19 protein-coding genes are annotated in these 20,313 nt (G+C 71.6%); 9 read left to right on the plus strand and 10 right to left on the minus strand.

The annotated features are described in order from the left end of the window. The first annotated feature begins 16 nt into the window (after nucleotides 1-16). Complete coding sequence (gene purL, locus AC2W7E_RS12095) at nucleotides 17-2,344, plus strand: phosphoribosylformylglycinamidine synthase subunit PurL (protein WP_485989203.1); 2,328 nt, start codon at nucleotides 17-19, stop codon at nucleotides 2,342-2,344. Then, nucleotides 2,344-2,487 carry a hypothetical protein gene (locus AC2W7E_RS12100; RefSeq protein ID WP_017202962.1) on the plus strand — a complete coding sequence of 48 codons (144 nt, stop codon included), beginning with the start codon at nucleotides 2,344-2,346 and terminating at the stop codon, nucleotides 2,485-2,487. Before purL ends, AC2W7E_RS12100 begins: the two co-directional genes overlap by 1 nt. Before the next feature lie 79 nt (nucleotides 2,488-2,566). Here the strand turns inward: AC2W7E_RS12100 and AC2W7E_RS12105 are convergent, their stop codons facing one another. After that, nucleotides 2,567-3,139, minus strand: a complete 573-nt coding sequence (locus AC2W7E_RS12105; RefSeq protein WP_025104106.1) for a TetR/AcrR family transcriptional regulator — start codon at nucleotides 3,137-3,139, stop codon at nucleotides 2,567-2,569. Between the two features lie 68 nt (nucleotides 3,140-3,207). Here AC2W7E_RS12105 and AC2W7E_RS12110 point away from each other — a divergent pair, with 68 nt between their 5' ends. The 3 genes from AC2W7E_RS12110 to AC2W7E_RS12120 all read left to right on the plus strand — a co-directional run bounded on the left by AC2W7E_RS12110 (nucleotide 3,208) and on the right by AC2W7E_RS12120 (nucleotide 6,777). Then, nucleotides 3,208-5,745 carry an MMPL family transporter gene (locus AC2W7E_RS12110; protein WP_485989204.1) on the plus strand — a complete coding sequence of 846 codons (2,538 nt, stop codon included), beginning with the start codon at nucleotides 3,208-3,210 and terminating at the stop codon, nucleotides 5,743-5,745. A 228-nt stretch (nucleotides 5,746-5,973) separates the two neighbouring features. Further along, nucleotides 5,974-6,318, plus strand: coding sequence for a TraR/DksA family transcriptional regulator (locus tag AC2W7E_RS12115; RefSeq protein ID WP_085604452.1), 345 nt, complete (start codon nucleotides 5,974-5,976; stop codon nucleotides 6,316-6,318). Nucleotides 6,319-6,339: 21 nt separating this feature from the next. After that, entirely contained in the window at nucleotides 6,340-6,777 is a 438-nt protein-coding gene (locus AC2W7E_RS12120; protein WP_105949052.1) for a VOC family protein, read from the plus strand. Between the two features lie 101 nt (nucleotides 6,778-6,878). Here the strand turns inward: AC2W7E_RS12120 and AC2W7E_RS12125 are convergent, their stop codons facing one another. Then, nucleotides 6,879-7,727: a Gfo/Idh/MocA family protein gene (locus AC2W7E_RS12125; RefSeq protein ID WP_485989205.1), complete on the minus strand. Its 849-nt coding sequence runs from the start codon at nucleotides 7,725-7,727 to the stop codon at nucleotides 6,879-6,881. Nucleotides 7,728-7,792: 65 nt separating this feature from the next. On the opposite strand from AC2W7E_RS12125, the gene AC2W7E_RS12130 reads away from it, so the two are divergent. Next, the gene (locus AC2W7E_RS12130; protein ID WP_485989206.1) at nucleotides 7,793-8,614 is read left to right on the plus strand and encodes a hypothetical protein; all 822 of its coding nucleotides are present in this window, start codon (nucleotides 7,793-7,795) and stop codon (nucleotides 8,612-8,614) included. Next, on the plus strand, nucleotides 8,611-9,459 hold the full coding sequence (locus AC2W7E_RS12135; protein WP_485989207.1) for an SMP-30/gluconolactonase/LRE family protein: 849 nt from the start codon (nucleotides 8,611-8,613) through the stop codon (nucleotides 9,457-9,459). The genes AC2W7E_RS12130 and AC2W7E_RS12135 overlap by 4 nt, the downstream gene beginning before the upstream one ends. A gap of 260 nt (nucleotides 9,460-9,719) precedes the next feature. Here AC2W7E_RS12135 and AC2W7E_RS12140 read toward each other — a convergent pair whose 3' ends face one another. Then, nucleotides 9,720-10,577 (minus strand): fumarylacetoacetate hydrolase family protein, encoded by an 858-nt coding sequence (locus AC2W7E_RS12140; protein WP_315107865.1) that lies wholly within the window; start codon nucleotides 10,575-10,577, stop codon nucleotides 9,720-9,722. 10 nt (nucleotides 10,578-10,587) lie between these two features. Further along, complete coding sequence (locus AC2W7E_RS12145) at nucleotides 10,588-11,562, minus strand: C-terminal binding protein (protein ID WP_485989208.1); 975 nt, start codon at nucleotides 11,560-11,562, stop codon at nucleotides 10,588-10,590. A 77-nt stretch (nucleotides 11,563-11,639) separates the two neighbouring features. On the opposite strand from AC2W7E_RS12145, the gene AC2W7E_RS12150 reads away from it, so the two are divergent. After that, entirely contained in the window at nucleotides 11,640-12,389 is a 750-nt protein-coding gene (locus AC2W7E_RS12150; protein WP_485989209.1) for an SDR family NAD(P)-dependent oxidoreductase, read from the plus strand. Further along, nucleotides 12,382-12,732, plus strand: a complete 351-nt coding sequence (locus AC2W7E_RS12155) for a nuclear transport factor 2 family protein (protein WP_062633303.1) — start codon at nucleotides 12,382-12,384, stop codon at nucleotides 12,730-12,732. The genes AC2W7E_RS12150 and AC2W7E_RS12155 overlap by 8 nt, the downstream gene beginning before the upstream one ends. A 69-nt stretch (nucleotides 12,733-12,801) precedes the next feature. On the opposite strand, the gene dinB is transcribed toward AC2W7E_RS12155, so the two are convergent. From dinB to AC2W7E_RS12185, 6 genes are all read right to left on the minus strand, one after another. Then, entirely contained in the window at nucleotides 12,802-13,998 is a 1,197-nt protein-coding gene (gene dinB, locus AC2W7E_RS12160) for a DNA polymerase IV (RefSeq protein WP_315107872.1), read from the minus strand. Between the two features lie 61 nt (nucleotides 13,999-14,059). Then, a complete protein-coding gene (locus AC2W7E_RS12165) occupies nucleotides 14,060-14,863 on the minus strand; it encodes an SDR family NAD(P)-dependent oxidoreductase (protein WP_485989210.1) in 804 nt (267 codons plus the stop codon). Nucleotide 14,864: 1 nt separating this feature from the next. Then, nucleotides 14,865-15,941, minus strand: coding sequence for an enolase C-terminal domain-like protein (locus AC2W7E_RS12170; RefSeq protein ID WP_485989212.1), 1,077 nt, complete (start codon nucleotides 15,939-15,941; stop codon nucleotides 14,865-14,867). Further along, on the minus strand, nucleotides 15,938-16,696 hold the full coding sequence (locus AC2W7E_RS12175; protein WP_485989213.1) for an SDR family NAD(P)-dependent oxidoreductase: 759 nt from the start codon (nucleotides 16,694-16,696) through the stop codon (nucleotides 15,938-15,940). Before AC2W7E_RS12175 ends, AC2W7E_RS12170 begins: the two co-directional genes overlap by 4 nt. A 110-nt stretch (nucleotides 16,697-16,806) precedes the next feature. Then, nucleotides 16,807-18,195: a hypothetical protein gene (locus AC2W7E_RS12180; RefSeq protein WP_485989214.1), complete on the minus strand. Its 1,389-nt coding sequence runs from the start codon at nucleotides 18,193-18,195 to the stop codon at nucleotides 16,807-16,809. Between the two features lie 34 nt (nucleotides 18,196-18,229). After that, the coding region (locus AC2W7E_RS12185; protein ID WP_485989215.1) for a peptidase C14 at nucleotides 18,230-20,313 on the minus strand (2,084 nt) is incomplete at its 5' end.

Consider the following 20,313-nt stretch of genomic DNA (forward strand, 5'->3'; position numbering starts at 1 on the left):
TTCCTTTGGAGTGCGCGTGACCACCGCCCCTGCACCTTCCCCCCAGCACGTCCCCGACTCCGTCGAGAACGCGATCGCGACGCCCGAGAAGGAGCAGCCGTACGGCGCCCTCGGGCTCAAGGACGACGAGTACGCGCGCATCAAGGAGATCCTCGGCCGCCGCCCCACCTCGGGCGAGCTGGCGATGTACTCGGTGATGTGGTCGGAGCACTGCTCCTACAAGTCGAGCAAGAACTACCTGCGCCGCTTCGGCCAGAAGGTCTCCGACGAGATGAAGGAGCGCCTGATGGTCGGCATGGGCCAGAACGCGGGCGTCGTCGACGTCGGCGAGGGCTGGGCCGTCACCTTCAAGGCCGAGTCGCACAACCACCCGTCGTTCATCGAGCCGTTCCAGGGTGCGGCCACCGGCGTCGGCGGCATCGTCCGCGACATCATCTCGATGGGCGCCCGCCCCGTCGCCGTCATGGACGCGCTGCGCTTCGGTGCGATCGACCACCCGGACACCGCCCGCGTCGTGCACGGCGTGACCAGCGGCATCAGCTTCTACGGCAACTGCCTCGGCCTGCCGAACATCGGCGGCGAGACGGTCTTCGACAGCGTCTATCAGGCGAACCCGCTCGTAAACGCGCTCGCGGTGGGCGTGCTGCGGCACGAAGACCTCAAGCTCGCCAACGCCACCGGCGTCGGCAACAAGGTCGTCCTGTTCGGCGCCCGCACGGGTGGCGACGGCATCGGCGGTGCGAGCATCCTGGCCTCCGACACGTTCGCCGACGGCGGCCCGACCAAGCGCCCCGCGGTGCAGGTGGGCGACCCGTTCGCCGAGAAGGTGCTCATCGAGTGCTGCCTCGAGCTGTACCGCGGCGAGCTCGTCGAGGCGATCCAGGATCTCGGTGCGGCCGGCATCTCCTGCGCGACCAGCGAGCTCGCGGCCAACGGCAACAGCGGCATGCACGTCTCGCTCGACAACGTGCTGCTGCGCGACCCCACGCTCACGGCCGAGGAGATCCTCATGTCGGAGTCGCAGGAGCGCATGATGGCCATCGTCGCCCCCGAGAAGCTCGACGCCTTCCTGGCCGTCGTGAACAAGTGGGAGGTCGAGACCTCCGTGCTCGGCGAGGTCACCGGCGACGGACGCCTCATCATCGACTGGCAGGGCGAGCGCATCGTCGACGTCGACCCCTCGACCGTCGCGGTCGACGGCCCCGTCTACGACCGCCCGGTCGCCTACCCGACGTGGATCGACGCGCTGCAGGCCGACGCCGCCGAGAACCTGCCGCGCGCGAACGACGCGGAGACGCTGCGCGAGCAGTTCCTCGCCCTCGTCGCCTCCCCGAACCTCGCGGACACGAGCTGGATCACGAACCAGTACGACTACTACGTCCTCGGTAACACGGCCCTGAGCTTCCCCGACGACGCCGGCATGATCCGCGTGGACGAGGAGTCCGGCCTGGGCTTCTCCGTCGCCACCGACGCCAACGGCCGCTACTGCCAGCTCGACCCGTACGCCGGCGCGCAGCTCGCGCTCGCCGAGGCCTACCGCAACGTCGCCGTGACCGGTGCCGTGCCGACCGCCATCACCGACTGCCTCAACTTCGGCTCTCCCGAGAACCCCGAGGTCATGTGGCAGTTCGGGCAGACCGTCGACGGCCTCGCAGACGGCTGCTACGAGCTGGGCACCCCCGTCACCGGCGGCAACGTCTCGTTCTACAACCAGACCGGCGACGTGCCGATCCACCCGACCCCGCTCGTCGGCGTGCTCGGCATCATCGACGACGTCTCCCGCCGCATCCCGTCCGGCTGGCAGGACGAGGGGCAGAACATCTACCTGCTCGGCACCACGTCGACCGAGCTCTCCGGCTCGGCATGGGCCGAGGTCGTGCACCAGCACCTCGGCGGCCGCCCGCCGAAGGTCGACCTCGCGGGCGAGAAGCGCCTCGCCGGACTGCTCGCCGCGGCCCGGGACGAGTGGCTCATCTCCTCGGGGCACGACCTTTCCGAAGGCGGTCTCGCGCAGGCCCTGGCCGAGGGCGTCATGCGCTTCGGCGTCGGCGCCCGGGTCTGGCTCAACGAGATCATCGAGCGCGATGGCGTGGACGCCGCGACCGCCCTGTTCTCCGAGTCGACCGGCCGCGTGATCGTGACCGTTCCTCGCGAGGACGACGTGAAGTTCCGCGGGCTCTGCGAGGGCCGCGGCTACCCGGTCGCCCGCATCGGCGTCACGGACAGCGAGCCGCAGCTCGAGGTGCAGGACGTCTTCACCGTCTCGGCCGCCGAGCTCCGCGAGCGCTCGCAGGCCACGCTGCCGTCGTACTTCGGTCCGACCGTCACGGAGCCGGTGGCCTGATGAGCGGCGACGGCCTCAGCGAGGACTACGGCGACCTCGGCGAGAAGCGCAACCGGCGCATTCGCATCATCGCGTGGACCGTCATCGTGGCGCTGATCCTCGGTGGCGGCGGCGCGACCGTGCTCACCCTGCTCCTCGGCTGATCCCGGCCCCGCGTCGCAGATCCGCACCCGGGTCGCAGGGACTCCATGAATCCGTGCGACCTCGTGCGAATCCGCGACCTCAGCGAGCGAAGAGGTAGCGGGTCAGGGCGACGACGGAACCCGGATCGTGGGCCTCGCGGCCGAGGGACTCCACGATGATGGCCCCGAGGATGGCGCGACCGAGCTGCTCGACCGGGGCGTCCTCCGGCAGCTGACCGTCGCGGATGCCGCCGCGGAGACGCTCCGACAGGTACTTCTCCACCCCCAGGCTCTCGCCGAGGTGCGCGCCGACCGAGGCATCCTCCGTGGCCGCGGCCACGAGAGACCGCAGCAGCACACCGCCCTGGGGCTTCTCGAGGATGGACAGGACGCTCCGCAGCCAGGTCTCCACGTCGGCGGAGAGGTCTCCGGTGTCGGGCACGACGAAGTCCACGGGGATGAGGCGTCCCTCGGCCAGGCACTCCCCGATGAGCGCGCCGCGCGACGGCCACCAGCGGTAGATGGTCTGCTTGCCGACCTTGGCCTCCTTGGCGATGCCCTCGATCGTGAGTCGGTCGTACCCCTGATTGTGGAAGAGCCGGGCCGTCGCATCGAGGATCGCCTCGCGGGCCGCAGTGCTGCGCACAGGGCCACTGCGATGCTCGTTCACCATGCGTTCAGGATAGCCACAGATCCCTAGACGAGACGTGCCGTATGCTCTTTTCGTCTGAAGGAGATCACGTGGCTTCACTGCTGTTCCGTCTGGGTTCTTTCGCTGCGCGCAGGGCGTGGACGGTGATCGTCTCCTGGGTGCTGATCCTCGGGCTCGGCGTCGGCGCCTTCCTTACCTTCGGCGGCACGCTGAGCAACAGCTTCGACATCCCCGGCACCGCCTCCGGCGAGGTCACCGATCAGCTCGCCGATAAGCTGCCCGACACCGCCGGCGGCACCGGGACCGTGGTCTATCGGACGGACGACGGCGAGCCCTTCACCGACGAGCAGAAGCAGGCGATCTCCGACCTCGCCGCGACCGCGGAGGACCTCGACGGCGTCGCCTCCGTCGTCGACCCGTTCGACGCCCAGCGGCAGCAGGACGAGCAGGCGAAGGAGCTGACGGACGGCCAGGCCCAGCTCGATGACGGGCGCACCCAGCTCGACGCCGGCCAGGCCCAGCTCGACGATGGCCGGGCCCAGCTCGAGGCCGGGATCACCCAGCTCGAAGGGGCGCGCGCGCAGGCCGAGGCCGCCGGTGCACCAGCCCAGCAGACCGCCGCGCTCGACGCACAGCTCGCGCAGCTGAACGCCCAGCTCGCGCAGCTCGACGCGCAGCAGGACACCATCGACGAGAACCGCGCGGAGCTCGCCGACAGCGCGGAGCAGCTGGAACTCGGCACGACCCTGCTGAACCTCGCGGACGGCATCGGCGTCGTCTCGGAGGACGGCTCCACGGCCATCGTCAACGTCTCCTTCGTCGATCCGCGCCTGGAGCTCGCCGAAGAGACCAAGCAGAGCACCATCGCCCACTTCCAGGACGAGGAGATCGACGGCGTCACGGTCGACTTCGGCACCGACATCGCTCAGGGCGTGCCCGAGATCTTCGGCGTCGGCGAGGCCATCGGTCTCGCGTTCGCCGCGGTCGTGCTCATCGTGATGCTCGGTTCGCTGATCGGTGCGGCCCTGCCCATCGTCACGGCCGTGGTCGGCGTCGGCGTGGGCGTCACGGCGTCGCTCGCGTTCTCCGGCGTCGTCGACATGGCCTCGGTCACTCCCGTCCTCGGCGTGATGCTGGGGCTCGCGGTCGGCATCGACTACTCCCTCTTCATCGTGAACCGGCACCGCAAGCAGCTGCTGGCCGGGTCGCCCGTGCGCGAGTCCATCGGTCTGGCCACCGGCACCTCCGGGACCGCGGTGGTGTTCGCGGGGACCACGGTCATCGTCGCGCTCCTCGCCCTCAACGTGACGGGCGTGCCGTTCCTCGGCCTCATGGGCACGGTGGGCGCGGTGTGCGTCGCGGTCGCCGTGCTCGTCGCCGTGACCCTCGCCCCGGCGATCCTCGGCCTCGTCGGCACCCGCCTGCTCAGCCGCAAGGCGCGGGCGACCATCGGCCAGGAGCACGCGGCCGGGAAGCCCGTGCGCCGGATGTCGACGCTGCGCGCCGTCGTCACCGCGCTCGTCAGCGTCGTCGCGCTGCTCGTGATCGCGATCCCCGCGATGTCAATGCGCCTCGGCCTCCCTGACGGGTCGAGCGAACCCGCCGACTCCACCAGCTACCGGGCGTTCCAGACCGTCGACGAGCAGTTCGGCGAGGGCGCGAACGGGCCGCTCCTGGTGACAGCGACCCTCGACGACGCCGTGAGCGACGACGACCTGCTGGCCACGCAGGTGACTGTGGCGGAGAAGATCGCCGAGCAGGACGACGTGGTCGCGGTGGCCCCCGTCGCGACGTCGGACGACAACACGCTCCTCGCCTTCCAGGTGCTGCCCGCCGAAGGCCCGAACAGCGCCTCCACCGAGAAGCTGGTGCAGGATCTGCGGGGTCTCCCCGAGATCGACGGCGGCATTACCCTCGGCGTCGCCGGTCAGGCCGCCACCAACATCGACATCTCCGAGGCTCTGGCGAGCGTGCTCCCGCTGTACCTCGTGGTCGTCGTGGGCCTGTCGCTGCTCATCATGATCGTCGTGTTCCGCTCGCTGCTCGTGCCGCTCATCGCCACAGGAGGGTTCGTGTTGTCGCTGTTCGCGACGTACGGGCTCATCGTCGCGGTGTTCCAGTGGGGGTGGGGCGCCGACCTCATCGGGTTGCACAGCACCGGTCCGATCCTGAGCTTCCTGCCGGTGATCCTCGTCGGCATCCTGTTCGGGCTCGCGATGGACTACCAGCTCTTCCTCGCGTCGGGGATGCGGGAGGCCTATGTGCACGGCGCCTCCGCGCGCGATGCCGTGGCGCAGGGCTTCCGGGCCGGGCGCTCGGTGGTCATCGCGGCCGCGCTCATCATGGTGTCGGTATTCGGCGGGTTCGTGTTCTCGGAGTCGACCATCATCCGGTCCATCGGGTTCGGTCTCGCGTTCGGCGTGCTGCTCGACGCGTTCGTGGTGCGGATGCTGCTGATGCCCGCACTCATGCACCTGCTCGGACGCTCGGCCTGGTGGCTGCCGAAGTGGCTCGACCGCATCATCCCGAACGTCGACATGGAGGGCGCGGCGCTGGAGCGGGACCACCCCAGCGTGCACACCGACTCGGTCCCCACCGTGGAGCCCCCGCGCACCCGTCGCGGCTGAATCGCGGTCGCGCGGGACAGGCGTTCGCGCGGGTTCAGGCACCTGACACCAGGGTCGTCTGATCCCGCGCGAGCGCCTGAACCTGCGCGAGCGGTCGCGGGGGCGGGCTGTCCGGAGGGACAGGCAGGCGCGGGAGTTCAGGCACCTGCAGCCGGTGTCGCCTGATCTCGCGCGGATGCCTGGTCCGGCGACGACGCGCGTGTCGCAGGGCGGGCCTAGAGTGGGCGGATGGATCTGCGAGCGCTGTTGCAAGAGCGCCGCGCCGAGGCCGAAGCCCGCGTCGCGGCGACGGCGACTACGCTCGCGGAGCTCATGCACGACCGCGAGGGCTCGAACGACGATGACGAGCACGACCCGGAGGGGGTGACGCTCTCGTCGGAGTGGTCCCGACTGTCGGGGCTGGCCGAGGCGGCGCAGGCGGAGCTCCGCCAGGTGGACGAGGCGCTGATGCGGATGGACGCCGGGACCTACGGCATCTGCGCGCACTGCGGGCGGCCCATCCCGCCGGAGCGCCTGGCGGTGCGACCCTTCGCCGAGTACTGCGTCGCCTGCGCCGAGAAGCTCGGTCGCTGACGCCGGAGTAGCATCGCGGGCATGGCCATCGCCTTCGAGAACATCGGGATCGCCGTGCGCGACCTCGACGCCACCATCGCCTTCTTCACCGATCTGGGTCTCTCCGTGGTCGGACGGGACGAGGTCAGCGGCGAGTGGGCGTCCACCGCGGTCGGGCTCGACGGGAACCACGCGCGGATCGCCGTACTGCAGACCCCGGACGGGCACGGGCAGATCGAGCTGTTCGAGTACATCCACCCCGAGGCGATCGAGACGGAGCCGACGCGGCCGAACGAGATCGGCATGCACCGGATCGCCTTCTCCGTCGACGACATCGATGCCTCCCTCGCCATCGCCGCCCGGCACGGATTCCATCCCCTGCGCGGCGTCGCGAACTACCGGGACATCTACCGGCTGACCTACCTCCGCGGCCCCAGCGGGATCATCCTCATGCTCGCACAGGACCTCACGAAGGCCTGATTCCGAATCCTGGGCCCGACTTCGGAGACCGCAGGCGACACGCCGCCGCACAGGGGCTGTTGACGGCGCGCCGGGTCCGGATCTCCGAAGCTGTGCCCGGGTCAGCGGGAGGCGAGGGCCTCGGCGACCCGTTCGAGCACGGCGATCGGAGCGCGCATCTCGGACGCGGGAACCGGAGGCTCACCGGTCTCGAGCATCCGGGCGAAGGCACGGACGCCGGGCTGCACATACCCCGGGCCGATCGGGATCTCCCGGCTCGCGATGCCCCGGCGGCCGACGACGGTCGCCCGGAACGGCACCTGCCGGTCGTCCTCCGGCCGGACGAACTCCAGCGTGACGGGCACCCCGCCGACCCGGTAACGGGCGACGACACCCGCGGGCAGGAACCGCACCTCGACGTCCTCCCCGATGCCGGGCCGCAGCACCTGGGCGAGATCGGCGAGGTGGATGCCGTAGAAGAAGATGCCGCTGTACGGGCTGTCCGGATCGGCGGGACCGGTGACGGTGACCGCCTGGACCTCCCCGGTGCGGGCCGCCTCCGCCACGAGTTCGGCAGTGTCCGCGAGCCAGCGGAGCGTGGACGATGAGGTGACGGGTACCCGCCCACGCTGCGCGGCGGCCAGGATCGCGTCGGCATCGACGACGCCGGTCGCGAGCGGCTTGTCCACCCAGACCGGCACCCCGGCTTCCAGGAAGGGGACGGCGAGGGCGCGGTGATCGGCGCCGTCGCGGGCGGTCACGATGAGCGCGTCCACCGCGCCGAGGAGCGCGCCCGCCTCGTCGACGACGCGTTCGATGCCCCCGAGTGCCGCGAGCCCCCGTGTGCGCTCCGGCTCCCCTGCCACGAGGGCCGTGATCCGCACGGGCACGTCCGTGGCCTCGACGTTCAGGAAGCGGACGATCTCCGTGGCGTGGCTGTTCTCGATCCCGACGATGCCGACGCTCTTCATGCGGCCGCCCTCCCTCTCGTGCGGGCCCCCGGCGACCCGCCGTCGCGCAGTAGGCTGAACCCATCATGGACGAGTTCATCCGGGGCTTCTGGAACTTCGCGGGTGACTACTGGTGGCTCGTCTTCCCGATCATGGGCATGGCCGGCGGAGCCGCCAAGGCCTGGGAGCGCGGCTCCAAACGTCGGCACGAGCGCCGGCTGGAGGCCCTGCGCATGAAGGCGCAGGTCAAGACCGCCGAGATCGAGGCGCGCGCGGCCGCCCGGCAGGCGAAGCACGGGGGTCCCACCGTCGTCGACACCACGGCCTCCGTGGCGCCCGACGACCTGCTCGCCCGCCTCTTCACCGAGCACGACGAGATCACCGCGCGGTGGCTGGACTACGAGCTCGACGTCGCCAAGCTCATCGCCTTCCCCGCGATGAGCGACGGCCGCCAGCCGCTGACGGCCGCCTTCCTGCGCGCGAAGAAGACCGCGGACGCGCTGCGTCCGGCGGCCGCCGACGCGAAGCTCACGGAGCAGCAGATGGCGGAGTACCTGCAGGCCGTGGGCGACTACGCGGTCGCGTTCGAGATCGCGGAGAAGGACGCCCGGCGGCTGCGCGACTCGACGTTCACCGAGGCCGAGCGCAAGCGCCTCGATCGCGCGCAGCAGCTCCTCAAGGTCGCCGTGGACGAATCGGCGACGCAATCGGAGCGGAACATCGCCTACAAGCGGGTGCGCGAGGAGCTCGACGGCCTCATCCTGCTCTCCGATGAGGCCGTGACCGTGCTCGAGAAGCAGGTCGCGAAGGAGCTTCCGGCCGCCCCTACCGCTTCGGCGGATCATGCCGGCCCCGTTCCGGAGCCGCTGCCCGTGACCGACCCGCGGCGGACGGCGGAGGGCGCATGACTCCCGAGAACGTGACCGGCCCGGTCGCCGTCCACGCCGAGGCCCCGGTCTGGTGGCCCGGGTGGGGCGGCCTGCGCTGGGTCGACGGAGACGCGGGCGACCTGCTCACCCTCCGCGGCGACGAGATCGTCCGCCAGCACATCGACGACGAGTACCTCGCGTTCTTCCGCCCGCGGACGTCCGGGGGCTCCGTGGCGGTGGGCGCGCGCACCCTGTACCTCGCCGACGGCCCCGACGCGGAGGCCCGTCCCGTCGCGACCCTGCTCGACGACGGCCCGGTGCGCATGAACGACGGCTGCTGCGACCCGCGAGGACGACTCCTGGCCGGATCGATGTCCACGGACTCCACCGCGGGTGCCGGGACCGTGCTGCGCATCGACGCCGCCCTCGACGTGACCACGGTGCTCCCCCGCGTGACCTCGTCCAACGGTGTCAGCTACTCCCCGGACGGCCGCCGCGTCTACTACGTGGACACCGACACCGGCCGGATCGACGTGTTCGACGTGAGCGAGGGCGAGCTCCGCGGACGCCGGGTGTTCGCGCACATCCCCGAGGACGACGGCGTGCCCGACGGCCTCACGGTCGCCGCGGACGGCAGCGTCTGGGTCGCGCTGTGGGGCGGGAGCCGCGTGCGGGGGTTCGAGCCGTCTGGGACCGTGCGCGAGGACATCGTGCTGCCGGTGCCGCAGGTCAGTGCCTGCACGTTCGGCGGCGACGACCTCGGCACGCTCTTCATCACGACCTCCGCGCAGGGCCTGCGGTCCGATCACGGCACCGCCGCGGGGTCGGTGTTCGCGGTGCGCCCTGGGGTGCACGGCCTCCCGGTCCTCCCCTTCGCCGGCTGACCCCGCGCGGGTCAGGCGCTCGCGCGGCATCAGGCACTTTTCGCCTCCAGCCGCCTGAGCCTGCGCGGATGCCTGAGTACACGTGGATGCCTGAGCCGCCGGGCGCTCGCGGCACCAGGCTGTCGCGCGACATCAGGCACCTATCCCCTGCACTCGCCTGAGCCCGCGCGAATGCCTGAGCCCGCGCGGGCATCCGGGAGAGGCCTCTACCCGGGACACGGTTGCACTCAGCGAAAGGAACCGTGCCCCGGGCACAGGCCTCACCCGAGACGGACCCGCTCCGTGCGCTGATGCTGGCGGCCGAGCCGCTCGATCTCGATGGTCATCTCGTCGCCGTCCTGCAGGTAGGGGAAGCGTCCGGACAGCGCGACGCCCTGCGGGGTGCCGGTGTTGATGACGTCGCCGGGTTCGAGCACGAGGTAGTGACTGAGCTCGTGCACCAGCTGGAGCACGGGGAAGATCATGTCGGCGGTGGAGGAGTCCTGCCGCGGCTCGCCGTTCACGAAGGACCGCAGGCGCAGCGCCTGAGGGTCGACCTCGTCCGCGGGGACCAGTGCCGGGCCGAGGGGGTTGAACGTCTCGGAGCACTTCCCCTTCGACCACTGTCCGCCGGAGACCTCGAGCTGGTACGCCCGCTCGGACACGTCGTTCGAGATGGTGTAGCCGGCGATCACGTCGCGCGCGGCCTCGGCGGAGGGCAGGTACCGCGCCGTCCGGCCGATGACGACCGCGAGCTCGACCTCCCAGTCGACCTTCTCGGCTCCCGGCGGCAGGAGCACGACGTCGTCCGGCCCCACGACCGTGTTCGGGTGCTTGAAGAACACCACCGGGTGTGCGGGCGGCTCGGAGCCCGACTCCGCCGCGTGCGCCGCGTAGTTCTGGCCGATGCAGATCACCGCGGTCGGCCGCGCCACAGGGGCACCGACGCGCAGTCCCGCGGTCTCCGCCTCCGGAAGCGAGCCGTCGGCGAGTGCCGACCGCACGCGGGCGATGCCGTCCGCGGCGAGGAAGGCGCCGTCGATGTCGCGGGTCAGGGAGGCGAGATCGCGCACCACGCCCTCGTCATCGCGGACGTAGGGACGCTCCTGGCCGATCGCGCCGAGTCGCAGCAGTTCCATGGGAGTCCTCTCAGCGCGCGGCGGCGAAGGCCGGGTTGACGATGGGCACGGCCTCGCCCGCGAGCGAGCGGATCACGTTCTCGGCGGCGTGCACGGGAAGATCCGCCAGGGCCTCCGGGGAGTACCAGGCGGCGTGCGGCGTGAGCAGCACGGTGTCGAGCGCGCGCAGCGGGGAGGTGCCGGGGAGCGGCTCCTCCCCGAAGACGTCGAGAGCGGCACCGGCGAGCCGGCCGTCGCGGAGCGCCGCGGCCAGGGCGTCCTCGTCGATGAGCGGTCCCCGGCAGGTGTTCACGATCACGGCGTCCTGCTTCATCGTCGCCAGGGCCGCGGCGTCGATCAGGTGGCGGGTCTCGTCCGTCAGCGGCACGTGCAGGGTGAGGATGTCGGCGCGGGCGATCGCCGACGGGATGTCGACGGGCTCGCAGCCTGCGTCGCGCACGGCGTCGTCGGAGGCATACGGGTCGGCCACCAGCACACGGAAGCCGAGCGCCCGACACCCGCGGGCGACGATCGATCCGATGCGCCCGAAGCCGAGCACCGACACGGTGGTGGAGGACGGCCGCACGGCGAGCGGCCGGGCGTCGACGGCCTTCCAGACGCCCTCCCGTACGGCGCGGTCGTAGGCGGAGAGGCCGCGGGCCTGGGTCATGATCATCGCGGCGGTGTGCGCGGCGACCTCTTCGATGCAGTAGCTCGGCGTGTTCGCGACGGCGATGCCGCGGGCCGTGGCGGCCTCGACGTCGATCATGTCGTAGCCGATGCCGACACGGCTGATGAAACGGAGGTTCGGCAGGCGGTCCATGAGGTCGCCGTCGATGCGCGCCCACTGCACGACCAGGGCCTCGACGTCGACTCCGGCGGCGGCGATGTCGTCCGGGCTCCCGGAGGCGGCCCGCTCGGCACGGAGGCCGGCGGCGCGGAGGGTGTCTTCGATGACGGTCCCGGGGAGGTCGCAGTCGGTGACGAGGATGAGCGGCGCGGTCATGGATGCGATGCTATAGCATCTAGCAACTTCTCGTACAGCGCTGTCCGGAGAGCCGGTCCTTGCTATAGCGTTTAGTCATGACTGTTCGCCGCGCACTCGTCACGGGCGCCAGTTCCGGCATCGGAACCGCCGCCGCCCTCGAACTCGCCCGCGAGGGCGTCGCCCTCTGGATCACCTACGCCGGACGGGAGGCCGAAGCCGCACGCGTGGCGGAGGAGTGCCGCGCCGCGGGCTCGCCGGACGTCCATTTGTCGCGCCTCGACCTCCGCGACCCCGACTCCATCACGGCGCTCATCGCCGAGATCACGGACGCCTGGGGCGACCTGCACGTCCTCGTCAACAACGGCGGCGTCTGCCCCTACACCCCGTACCCCGAGATCGACATCGAGGAGTGGGACTTCGTCCTGGAGACGAACGCCCGCGGCACCTTCCTGCTCACCCGCGCGGCGCTCCCCCTGCTCCGGGCCGCCGACGGCGACCGCTCGGTCATCAACATCGCCTCGATCGCCGGGCAGGTCGGCGCGCTGCAGACGGGCATCCACTACGCGGCCAGCAAGGGGGCGATCCTCGCGATCACCCGCAGTTTCGCCCGGCACCTCGCCGCCGAGGGCATCCGCGTCAACGCCGTCACGCCCGGCCCGGTCGCCAGCGCGATCACGGATCAGCTCCAGGGCGAAGGCCGCGCGAAGCTCGAGTCGGGCATCCCGCTCGGTGCGTTCGGGCAGCCGGAGGACGTCGCCTGGATCATCGCGTCGCTCGCCTCGGAGCGGGCCCGCTTCATCACCGGAGCCACCTACGACGTCAACGGAGGAGTTCGCATTGACTGACCGCACCGCCCAGGACCGTTCTGCCCTCGACACCGTGCAGGCGCAGCTCGACGCCTTCAACGCCCACGACCTCGACGCCTTCGTCGCGACCTATGCCGACGACGCCGTGGTCACCGGGGTCGCGCCGGAACCCCTCGTCGGGTCGGCCGCGATCCGCGCCTTCTACGAGCCGCGGCTGCAGAACCCGGAGCTCTCCTGCGTGATCGACACGAGCGTCCTGTTCGGCTCCCGCTGGGTCGTCGCCCAGGAGCGCGTCATCAACGCCGGCGTCGCGACGGAGACCATCGCGACGTTCGACGTGGTCGACGGCGTGATCTCGCGGGCGTCGATGCTCAAGGCCTGACCCGCTTCGAATCGCCCGATTGGCTGTATTTCCGGCCGAAATGGGACCATTCAGGCGATTCGAAAGGGGTCAGTGGTGCTCCGGCAGCACGGGAGAGGACCAACCGGGGTCGCGGCCGAGCTGGGCGGCGCGGGAGACCGAGGCGGAGCCGTAACGGTCGCGGAGCGTGTCGAGCACGGTGTCGAGCCGGGACTCGTCGCCCCAGTCGATCGGCAGCTCGGGCGGGACGCTGTCCGCCGCGTCGAGCTGGGTGAGCGAGAGGCCGAGCAGGGTGATCCCGCGGCCGCTGATCTCGGGCTGCGCCGCGGCGAGGAGCGTGCGGGCGACGGCGAGCAGCAGCGCGGTGCGGTCGGTCGGCGCCCGCAGCGACCGCGAACGGGTGGCCTTCGCGAAGTCGCCGAAGCGCAGCCGCAGCACCACCGTCCGGCACACGCGGTCGCCGTCGCGGAGACGCCGCGCGAGCCGGTCCACGATCTGGGTGAGGATGACGTCGAGTTCCTCCGGCGACCGCGGACGGACGCCGAGCGCCCGCTGCGACCCGATCGATCCCCGGCGCCTGGTCGTGTCCACGGGGCGGGGGTCTCGCAGGCGGGCGAGAGCATGGACGTGCGCTCCGGTCGCCTTACCGAGCATCCGCTCCGCGGTCGCGGCCTCGAGCTCCGCGAGCTCGCCGACCGTGCGGATGCCGTAACGGTGCAGCTTCTCCGCCGTCACCGCGCCGACTCCCCACAGCCGCTCGACGGGGAGCGGCAGGAGGAACTCCTCCTCCCGGTCGGGCTCGACGACGAGGAGTCCGTCGGGTTTGCTCACCGCACTCGCGACCTTCGCGAGGAACTTCGTGCGGGCGACGCCGACCGAGATCGCCAGGCCCGCCTCGGCGCGCACGCGCTCCCGCAACCGGATGGCGATGGCCTCGGGAGTGCCGGCGATGCGTCGCAGGCCGCCGACCTCGAGGAACGCCTCATCGATGGAGAGCCCTTCCACAAGCGGGGTGGTGTCGCGGAAGATGCGGAAGACGTCCTTGCTGGCCGCGGAGTAGGCCTCCATCCGCGGCGGCACGACGACGGCGTCGGGGCACAGCTCCCGCGCCTGCCGGCCGCCCATCGCGGTGCGGACGCCCCGCGCCTTCGCCTCGTAGCTCGCGGCCAGCACGACCCCGCCGCCCACGATCACCGGACGCCCGCGGAGCTCCGGCGCATCACGCTGTTCGACCGAGGCGTAGAACGCATCGAGATCGGCGTGCAGAACCGTCGCTTCCCCGCGCATCCCGTTCTCCCGTCGACGAGCGGATCGTCGCACGGACCGGGGACATCCGCGTGGCCGGTACTCAGGAGGCCGGGGGCGCCTCGAACCGCTCCCGCAGCGCGGGGTCGAGCGTGATGTCCCCGAACGACGCCGTCCACGCTCCGTCCACCGCGATGGACTGCCCCGAGAGGTAGGGAGCCTCGTCGGAGAGCAGGAACGCCGTCACCGCGGCGACCTCCTCCGCGCGGGCGATACGTCCCATCGGCGGACCCTCCGCGAGCAGGCGCTCCTCCGCCGCAGGGTCGGCCGCCCGCGCGATCTGCGCCTCCAGATGCGGAGTGCGCACGCCGCCCGGCGCGACGGTGTTCGCTCGTATGCCCAATCCGCCATATGTCACGGCGACACTGCGGCTCAGGGCGTCGATGCCGCCCTTCGTGAACTCGTAGGCCGCGTGGTCCACGAAGCTTGAGCGACCGTGAATCGACCCGATGTTGACGATCGCCCCGGCGACACCCTGATCGAGGAACGCGGACACGGCGGTCGAGCAGCCCCAGAGGTAGCCGAAGCCGTTGATGTCGACGATCTCGCGCACGACCGTCTCGTCGAGCTCGTGCAGCGGCGTGCGCTTCGTGATGCCGGCGTTGTTGACCCAGCCGGCCAGCGGAGCCCTCGTGCGCGCCGCGGCCGCCGCGCGCTGATGGGCCGTGCGGTCGGAGGCGTCGCCGAGCACGACCTCCGCGACGATGCCCTCCTCCACGGTCCCGGAGCCGGGCGAGCGTTCGAGCCCGACCACGATCCAGCCGTCGCCGGTGAGCCGCGCGGCCACCGCGCGCCCGATGCCCTTGCCGCTGCCGGTGACCACGACGCTGCGCGGGGAAGGTGTCATATCAGTCCCTCTCGAATCGGAAGACGGCGGGGTCGAGGCCGAAGCCGAGCCCCGGAGCAGCGGGCGGCGTGACGGTGCCCGCGAACTGCGGCCCGCCCGTGACGAACGAGGGCGCGGGGTCGTAGGGATTCACCCCGCGGGCGAAGGTCTCCACCTGGATGCCGAGGTGGGCCGTGACCTCGGGGTACACGTGCCCGGACACCGGGACGCCGCGCTCCGCCGCCCAGGCGATGAGCTCGCGCGCAGGCGTGATGCCGCCGATCGCCACGACGTCGAGGCGCAGTGCCTCGACGTCGCCGACCTCGACCAGAGCCCGGAGCACGGCGGGGTCGGTCACCTCGTCGCCCACCGCCACCGGCAGTCCGGTCTCCCGGCGGATGCGGGCGACACCGGCCGCGTCCTCGGGGAGCAGCGGGTCCTCCAGCCAGGCCAGGCGTGGCTCTCCCCACTGCGCGACCTCCGCCACGGCGGCCTCCGCGTCGGGCCAGCCGAAGCCCACGTCCACCACGAGTCCGGTCGAGGCCGGCAGCTCGGCGCCGAGGATCGCGAGCAGCTCGCGCATGTATGCCGGATCGGGAATGCGCGAGATCTTCACCTGCGCCCAGCCCTCCGCCTGCGCGAGCACCTCGTCCGCGACCTCCCGCGGCGTGCGCTGCGGAGACGGATACGCGGCGACGAGCATCCCCTCCCGCGGGGCGTCACCCGTGCCGAGCAGGGTCCACAGCGGCACGCCGGCGCGACGGGCCGCGATGTCCCACAGGGCGATGTCGACGAGGCCGATCGCCCGCCGCACGAGTCCCACCCGTCCGACGATCGCGCTGCCGCGGAGCATCCGGTCCCACGCGGCCGCCGGGTCGTCGGCGTCGAGCCCCACCGCGTGCGGAGCCACCAGGCGGTCGACGATCTCCGCCATCGGGGCCTCGCGCGACAGGCAGTAGGCGAACCCGGTGGTGCCGTCGTCCGCCGTCACCCGCACCGCGGAATACTCCCGCCGCGTGACCGTCATCGCGCCGAGCTGCAGCGGTGCCGGAAGGGGGAGGACCGCCGTGGCCGTGTCGATCCGGGCGATGGCGGTCATTCGGGCTTCTTCGCGAGGGGCACGCCGTAGTCCACCATGAACCCGCCGTCGACGTACAGGGTCTGCCCATTCATGTAACGCGACTGGTCCGACACGAGGAAGCTCACGGCCGCGGCGATCTCACTCGCGTCGGCCAGGCGCTTCGCGGGGATGCGGGACAGGATCGTGTCGAGGCTCAGCGTCCCCTGCTCGACGCCCTGCCGGAACACTCCGGTGTCGACATAGCCCGGAGCCACGGCGTTGACGCGCACCCCGCGCGCCGCCCACTCCGCTCCGGCCGTCGAAGTGAGTCCGATGACGGCGGCCTTGGTCGTGGCATACGGCGCCCGCCCCGCGGAGCCTCGCGAGGAGATGGAGGAGATGTTGACGATGCGGCCCTCGCCCCGGTCGAGCATGCGCTTCCCGGCAGCCTGGAGCGCGGAGAACACCCCGTGCAGGTTCACGTCCACGACCGCGGACCACTCGTCCCACGTGAGGTCTTCGATCCCGCGATGCCGCTGGATGCCCGCGTTGTTCACGAGCACCTCGATGGGCCCGAGCTCCGCCTCGAGCTCGCCGAAGACCCGGTCGACGGCGGCGTGGTCGGTGACGTCGAGCTCCCGCCACAGGATCCCGGCGGGGTTCTCGCCCGCGGTGAGCCCGGGGACGCGGTCGGTCGCGACGACGAGATACCCGTCCGCGGAGAGCCGCTGTCCGATCTCCCAGCCGATGCCGGCCGAGCCTCCGGTGACGATGGCGACGGGGCGCGCGGTCATGTCTCTCCTCTGCCTCGGGGATTTGCTATAGCAACTCTATCCCGTTCGAATCGCGCAACTGGTTCGATTTCGGCCGGAAATGGAGCAAAGTGGGCGATTCGAAGGCGGGACTACCCCAGCAGCCCGGCCACGACCGACACGGCGTGGGACTCCAGGAGCTCCAGGGCACCGGGGGCCAGGGGCGTCTGCCAGGACTGATAGGCGCCGCGGTCGTAGGCCTCGCGGGTCGGGAGATACACGAACCCCGGGCCGTTCGTGAGGTTCATCACCACGATCGGCGTCTCCGGGAACCGTTCCCGCAGCGTCGTCTGCAGCCGCGAGTACGCCTCGCCCGGATGCCCCACGATCACGGCGTCTCCGAGCCGCCACGCCCACACGGGATGCGACACGGTCGGACCGTCGATGTAGCCGTCACGGAGATTCCGCGCCCGTCCGAGGCGCTCCTCCCGCGACCGGGGGTCGATGTCCTTCCACTCCTCCGCGAGCTCGTCCAGAGTGGGCAGGTCGCGCAGCGGCAGCTCGACCGCCGAGACGACTCCCGCCGCCCCGTCGCCGCCGTCCGCCGGGGTCCCGGTCCAGATCGCGAGCGGAGCCCCCGACTCCACGACGCCGTCCAGCGTCAGCTCCTCGCCCGGCACCGGAAGCCCGTCCAGCGCCGCGAGCACCGCGTGCCCGAGTGAGCGTCCGTGCCGGTCGGCCACCGCGACATCGCCGGTGTACTGCTCCCGTGGCGCCAACTCGCCCGAGGCCCCCTGCACGAAGAGGCACGGTGCGCCGGTCGCGGCCTCCACGATCTCGCGCATCGCGCCGACGTAGTCCGGAGACACCTCTCGGTGCTGCCAGGCCAGGGTCGTCGGGTGGCAGGCGTAGTTCACCAGCGTCGCCCGCACCTCCCCGTCGATGCTGATCCGGCCGATGGTCACCGTGTCGTCGGCGGTGCCCTGGGGGTTGTAGCCGACGAGCGCGCGGCCGTCGAGGTCGAGCTCCCGCTCCGCCGCGAGGGTGCAGGCGCCCGTGGTCCACTCGATCAGTCCCGGTCGCGCAGCCTCCAGCGCCTCCCGCCCGGCGGCGATGCCCGCGGCAGCAAGAGCCTCCAGGTACCCGGGGATGAGTTCGCCGCCCGGCAGATGCGCATCCGCGGCGCAGAGCACGGCCCCGGCGTGGGTGTGCGAGAGGGAGAGCATGAGCTGATCGGGCTCGAGGCCCAGACCGTCGAGGATCGCCCCGCGCACGCCCTGCTCATCGGCGACTCGGCGCCACCACGTGCCGTCCACGGCGAGCAGCACCCGGGGCCGCTCGTCCGCGGCCACCACCGCGAGCGCGGTCAGCGCGAACGGCCGATGCGCCCCCTCGGACCGCTCCCAGTCGGCCGGGCCCCAGTTCTTGGCGCGGATGCCGACGGGCGGCGTGATGTCGCGCCGGGCGACGCCGATGCGCGCCCGCGTGCGGGGGATGCGGATGCGGTCTCCGAGGTGCGTCGCCGCTGCGGTGTCGTTCACGCGTGGTCCTCCCTGATGTCCATGATGCCGTCCGTCACGCGCTCGCCAGCACGTCCGCGATGACGACGCGCGGTCCGGCTTCCGGCAGCGCGGTCTCGACGCCGCGCTCGACGGTGTCGCTGTACAGCAGCGTCGACGGCTCGGCGAACCCGTCCGCCAGCGGCAGTCCTCCGCCGACGAACTGGCTGCCGGTGACGCGGGCGTGGTTGACGCCCGTCCCGATGTCGAGGTGGGCCGCGCCCCGCGGCACTGTCGAGGTCACCCCGCTCACCCGCCAGGTGACGACGCCGGCACCGGCAGCCCTGCTCAGCAGCGCGCCGTCCGTCCGCTCCGTGGACAGCTCGACGCCGTCCAGAGCGACCAGCTGATCGCGCACCGCGGTCGCGGTCAGGCGCACGTCGCGCACGGAACCGCCGCGGATGGTGACCTTGGCGGCGGCGAGCTCGAAGGGCGCACCCGCCGCCGGGCCGCTGAGTCGGCAGTCCACGAACTCGACCGGCCCGGACCCACGGGCCTTGACCCCGTCGATCCCGGTGATCGTGCAGTCCACGAAGCGCACGGGAGCCGTGACCGGGGTCTGCACGAGCACCTGGTCCTTCGGCAGCGCGAAGGTGGAGTCCGCGATCACGGTCGGCCGCGACGAGCGCTGCGACCGCTGTCCGATCGCCAGAAGTCCCGCGGTGCACCCGCGCACCTGGGCGCCGTCGGCGTTGATGGTCATGGTCGCCTGCGGATCGAAGGTCGAGCGGCCGATGACCCGCACGTTCTCCAGCGTCAGATCGCTGATCTTGGTGCCGGCGACGAACCAGGAGCAGACGTGGTCGCGCACCGTGATGCGCTTGGCGGCCGTGCCCCACTGCGCGCCGGAGTTGGCGATGTCCATGAGCCCGGAGTTGCCGATGAAGGTGAGGTCGTGCTCGTACTGGCCGTGCGTGGTGAAGGGGTTGCCGCCCTGATCGTCGCCGTCGCCGTGGCAGTTCTCGACGAGGCAGTACGCGCTGGCGGTGAGGTCGTTCAGGTGCCGGGCGTTCGACGAAGTGCAGTCGCTGACCCGTCCATAGAGGCTGTAGATCTGCTGCGTGAGGTAGCCCGCGCCGCCGTAGAACACGGTCGGCGGGTTCTCCACCGAGCAGCGCTCCGTCGTGAAGTGCGTGTTCCAGCGCCGCATGATCACGGGCCACCAGGTGCGGCTCGCGTGCACATCGGCGACGTCGCAGTGGATCGCGTACTCGAAGGCGATCGGGTGGGAGCCGGTGAGCTCACGGGAGTCGGGGAAGGAGCCGTCGGTGGGACCGTCGAAGGGTCCGGCGCCGAGGAACCGCATGTTCGCGATGCGCACGCCCGCGACCGGTTCCATCCGCCGCCAGACGAGCTTTCGCCCCGTGTCCAGCGGCCAGCCGTTGAGGTAGTCGATGCGGATGTGGGTGGCGTCGATCTGCTGCGTCACCTGCACGAACCGCTGCAGCTCGCGCTCGTCCGCCCCTCCTCCGGCGACGGGATCGCACTGCACGGCCCACCAGGAACCGACGGGGAACCGGGAGGCATCCGGCACGGCGACCGCGTCGGTCAGCTCGGGCCAGGCCTCGGCCAGCGCATGCTCGACCGTCACGTCCTTCGACACCCCGGTGAAGAACATCACGGCGCCGAACGGGTTGTCGTGCGTGTTCTTCTCGATGCCGTCGGTCGTGATGAGGTGTCCGCCGAAGTCGATCTCGACGTACGACCGGGTGAAGCGGTGCCGTCGCCGGAACAGGAGATCCGTGCTCGCCTCGATCCGGCGGATGCGGGGATCGTTCACCATCGCGGCGAGCGCGTCGTCGGCTGGCTTCTCCGGTCCCGTGATGCCGAAGACGCGGAAGTCGACGGCCCCGTCATGCTGCAGGATCCAGCGGGTGTCGTGCTTCCCCGCGATCACGGTGCCGCCGTTGGGCGCGGTCTTCGCGTTCTCACTGCCCACATACACGAGCAGCCCGGCGTCGCCAGGCTTCCGGTACCCGGCGACGACCGCCACCTCGCCGTCGCGGGCCCGCAGGCGGCCGAGGTCGGCGACGGACTCCGCTCGCGTGACGTCCTTGGCGCCGGCGACGACCGGGGCGGCCTGCGCCGGTGCCGTGCTCG

Source organism: Microbacterium sp. CFSPD4_SD4, from assembly GCF_057364585.1.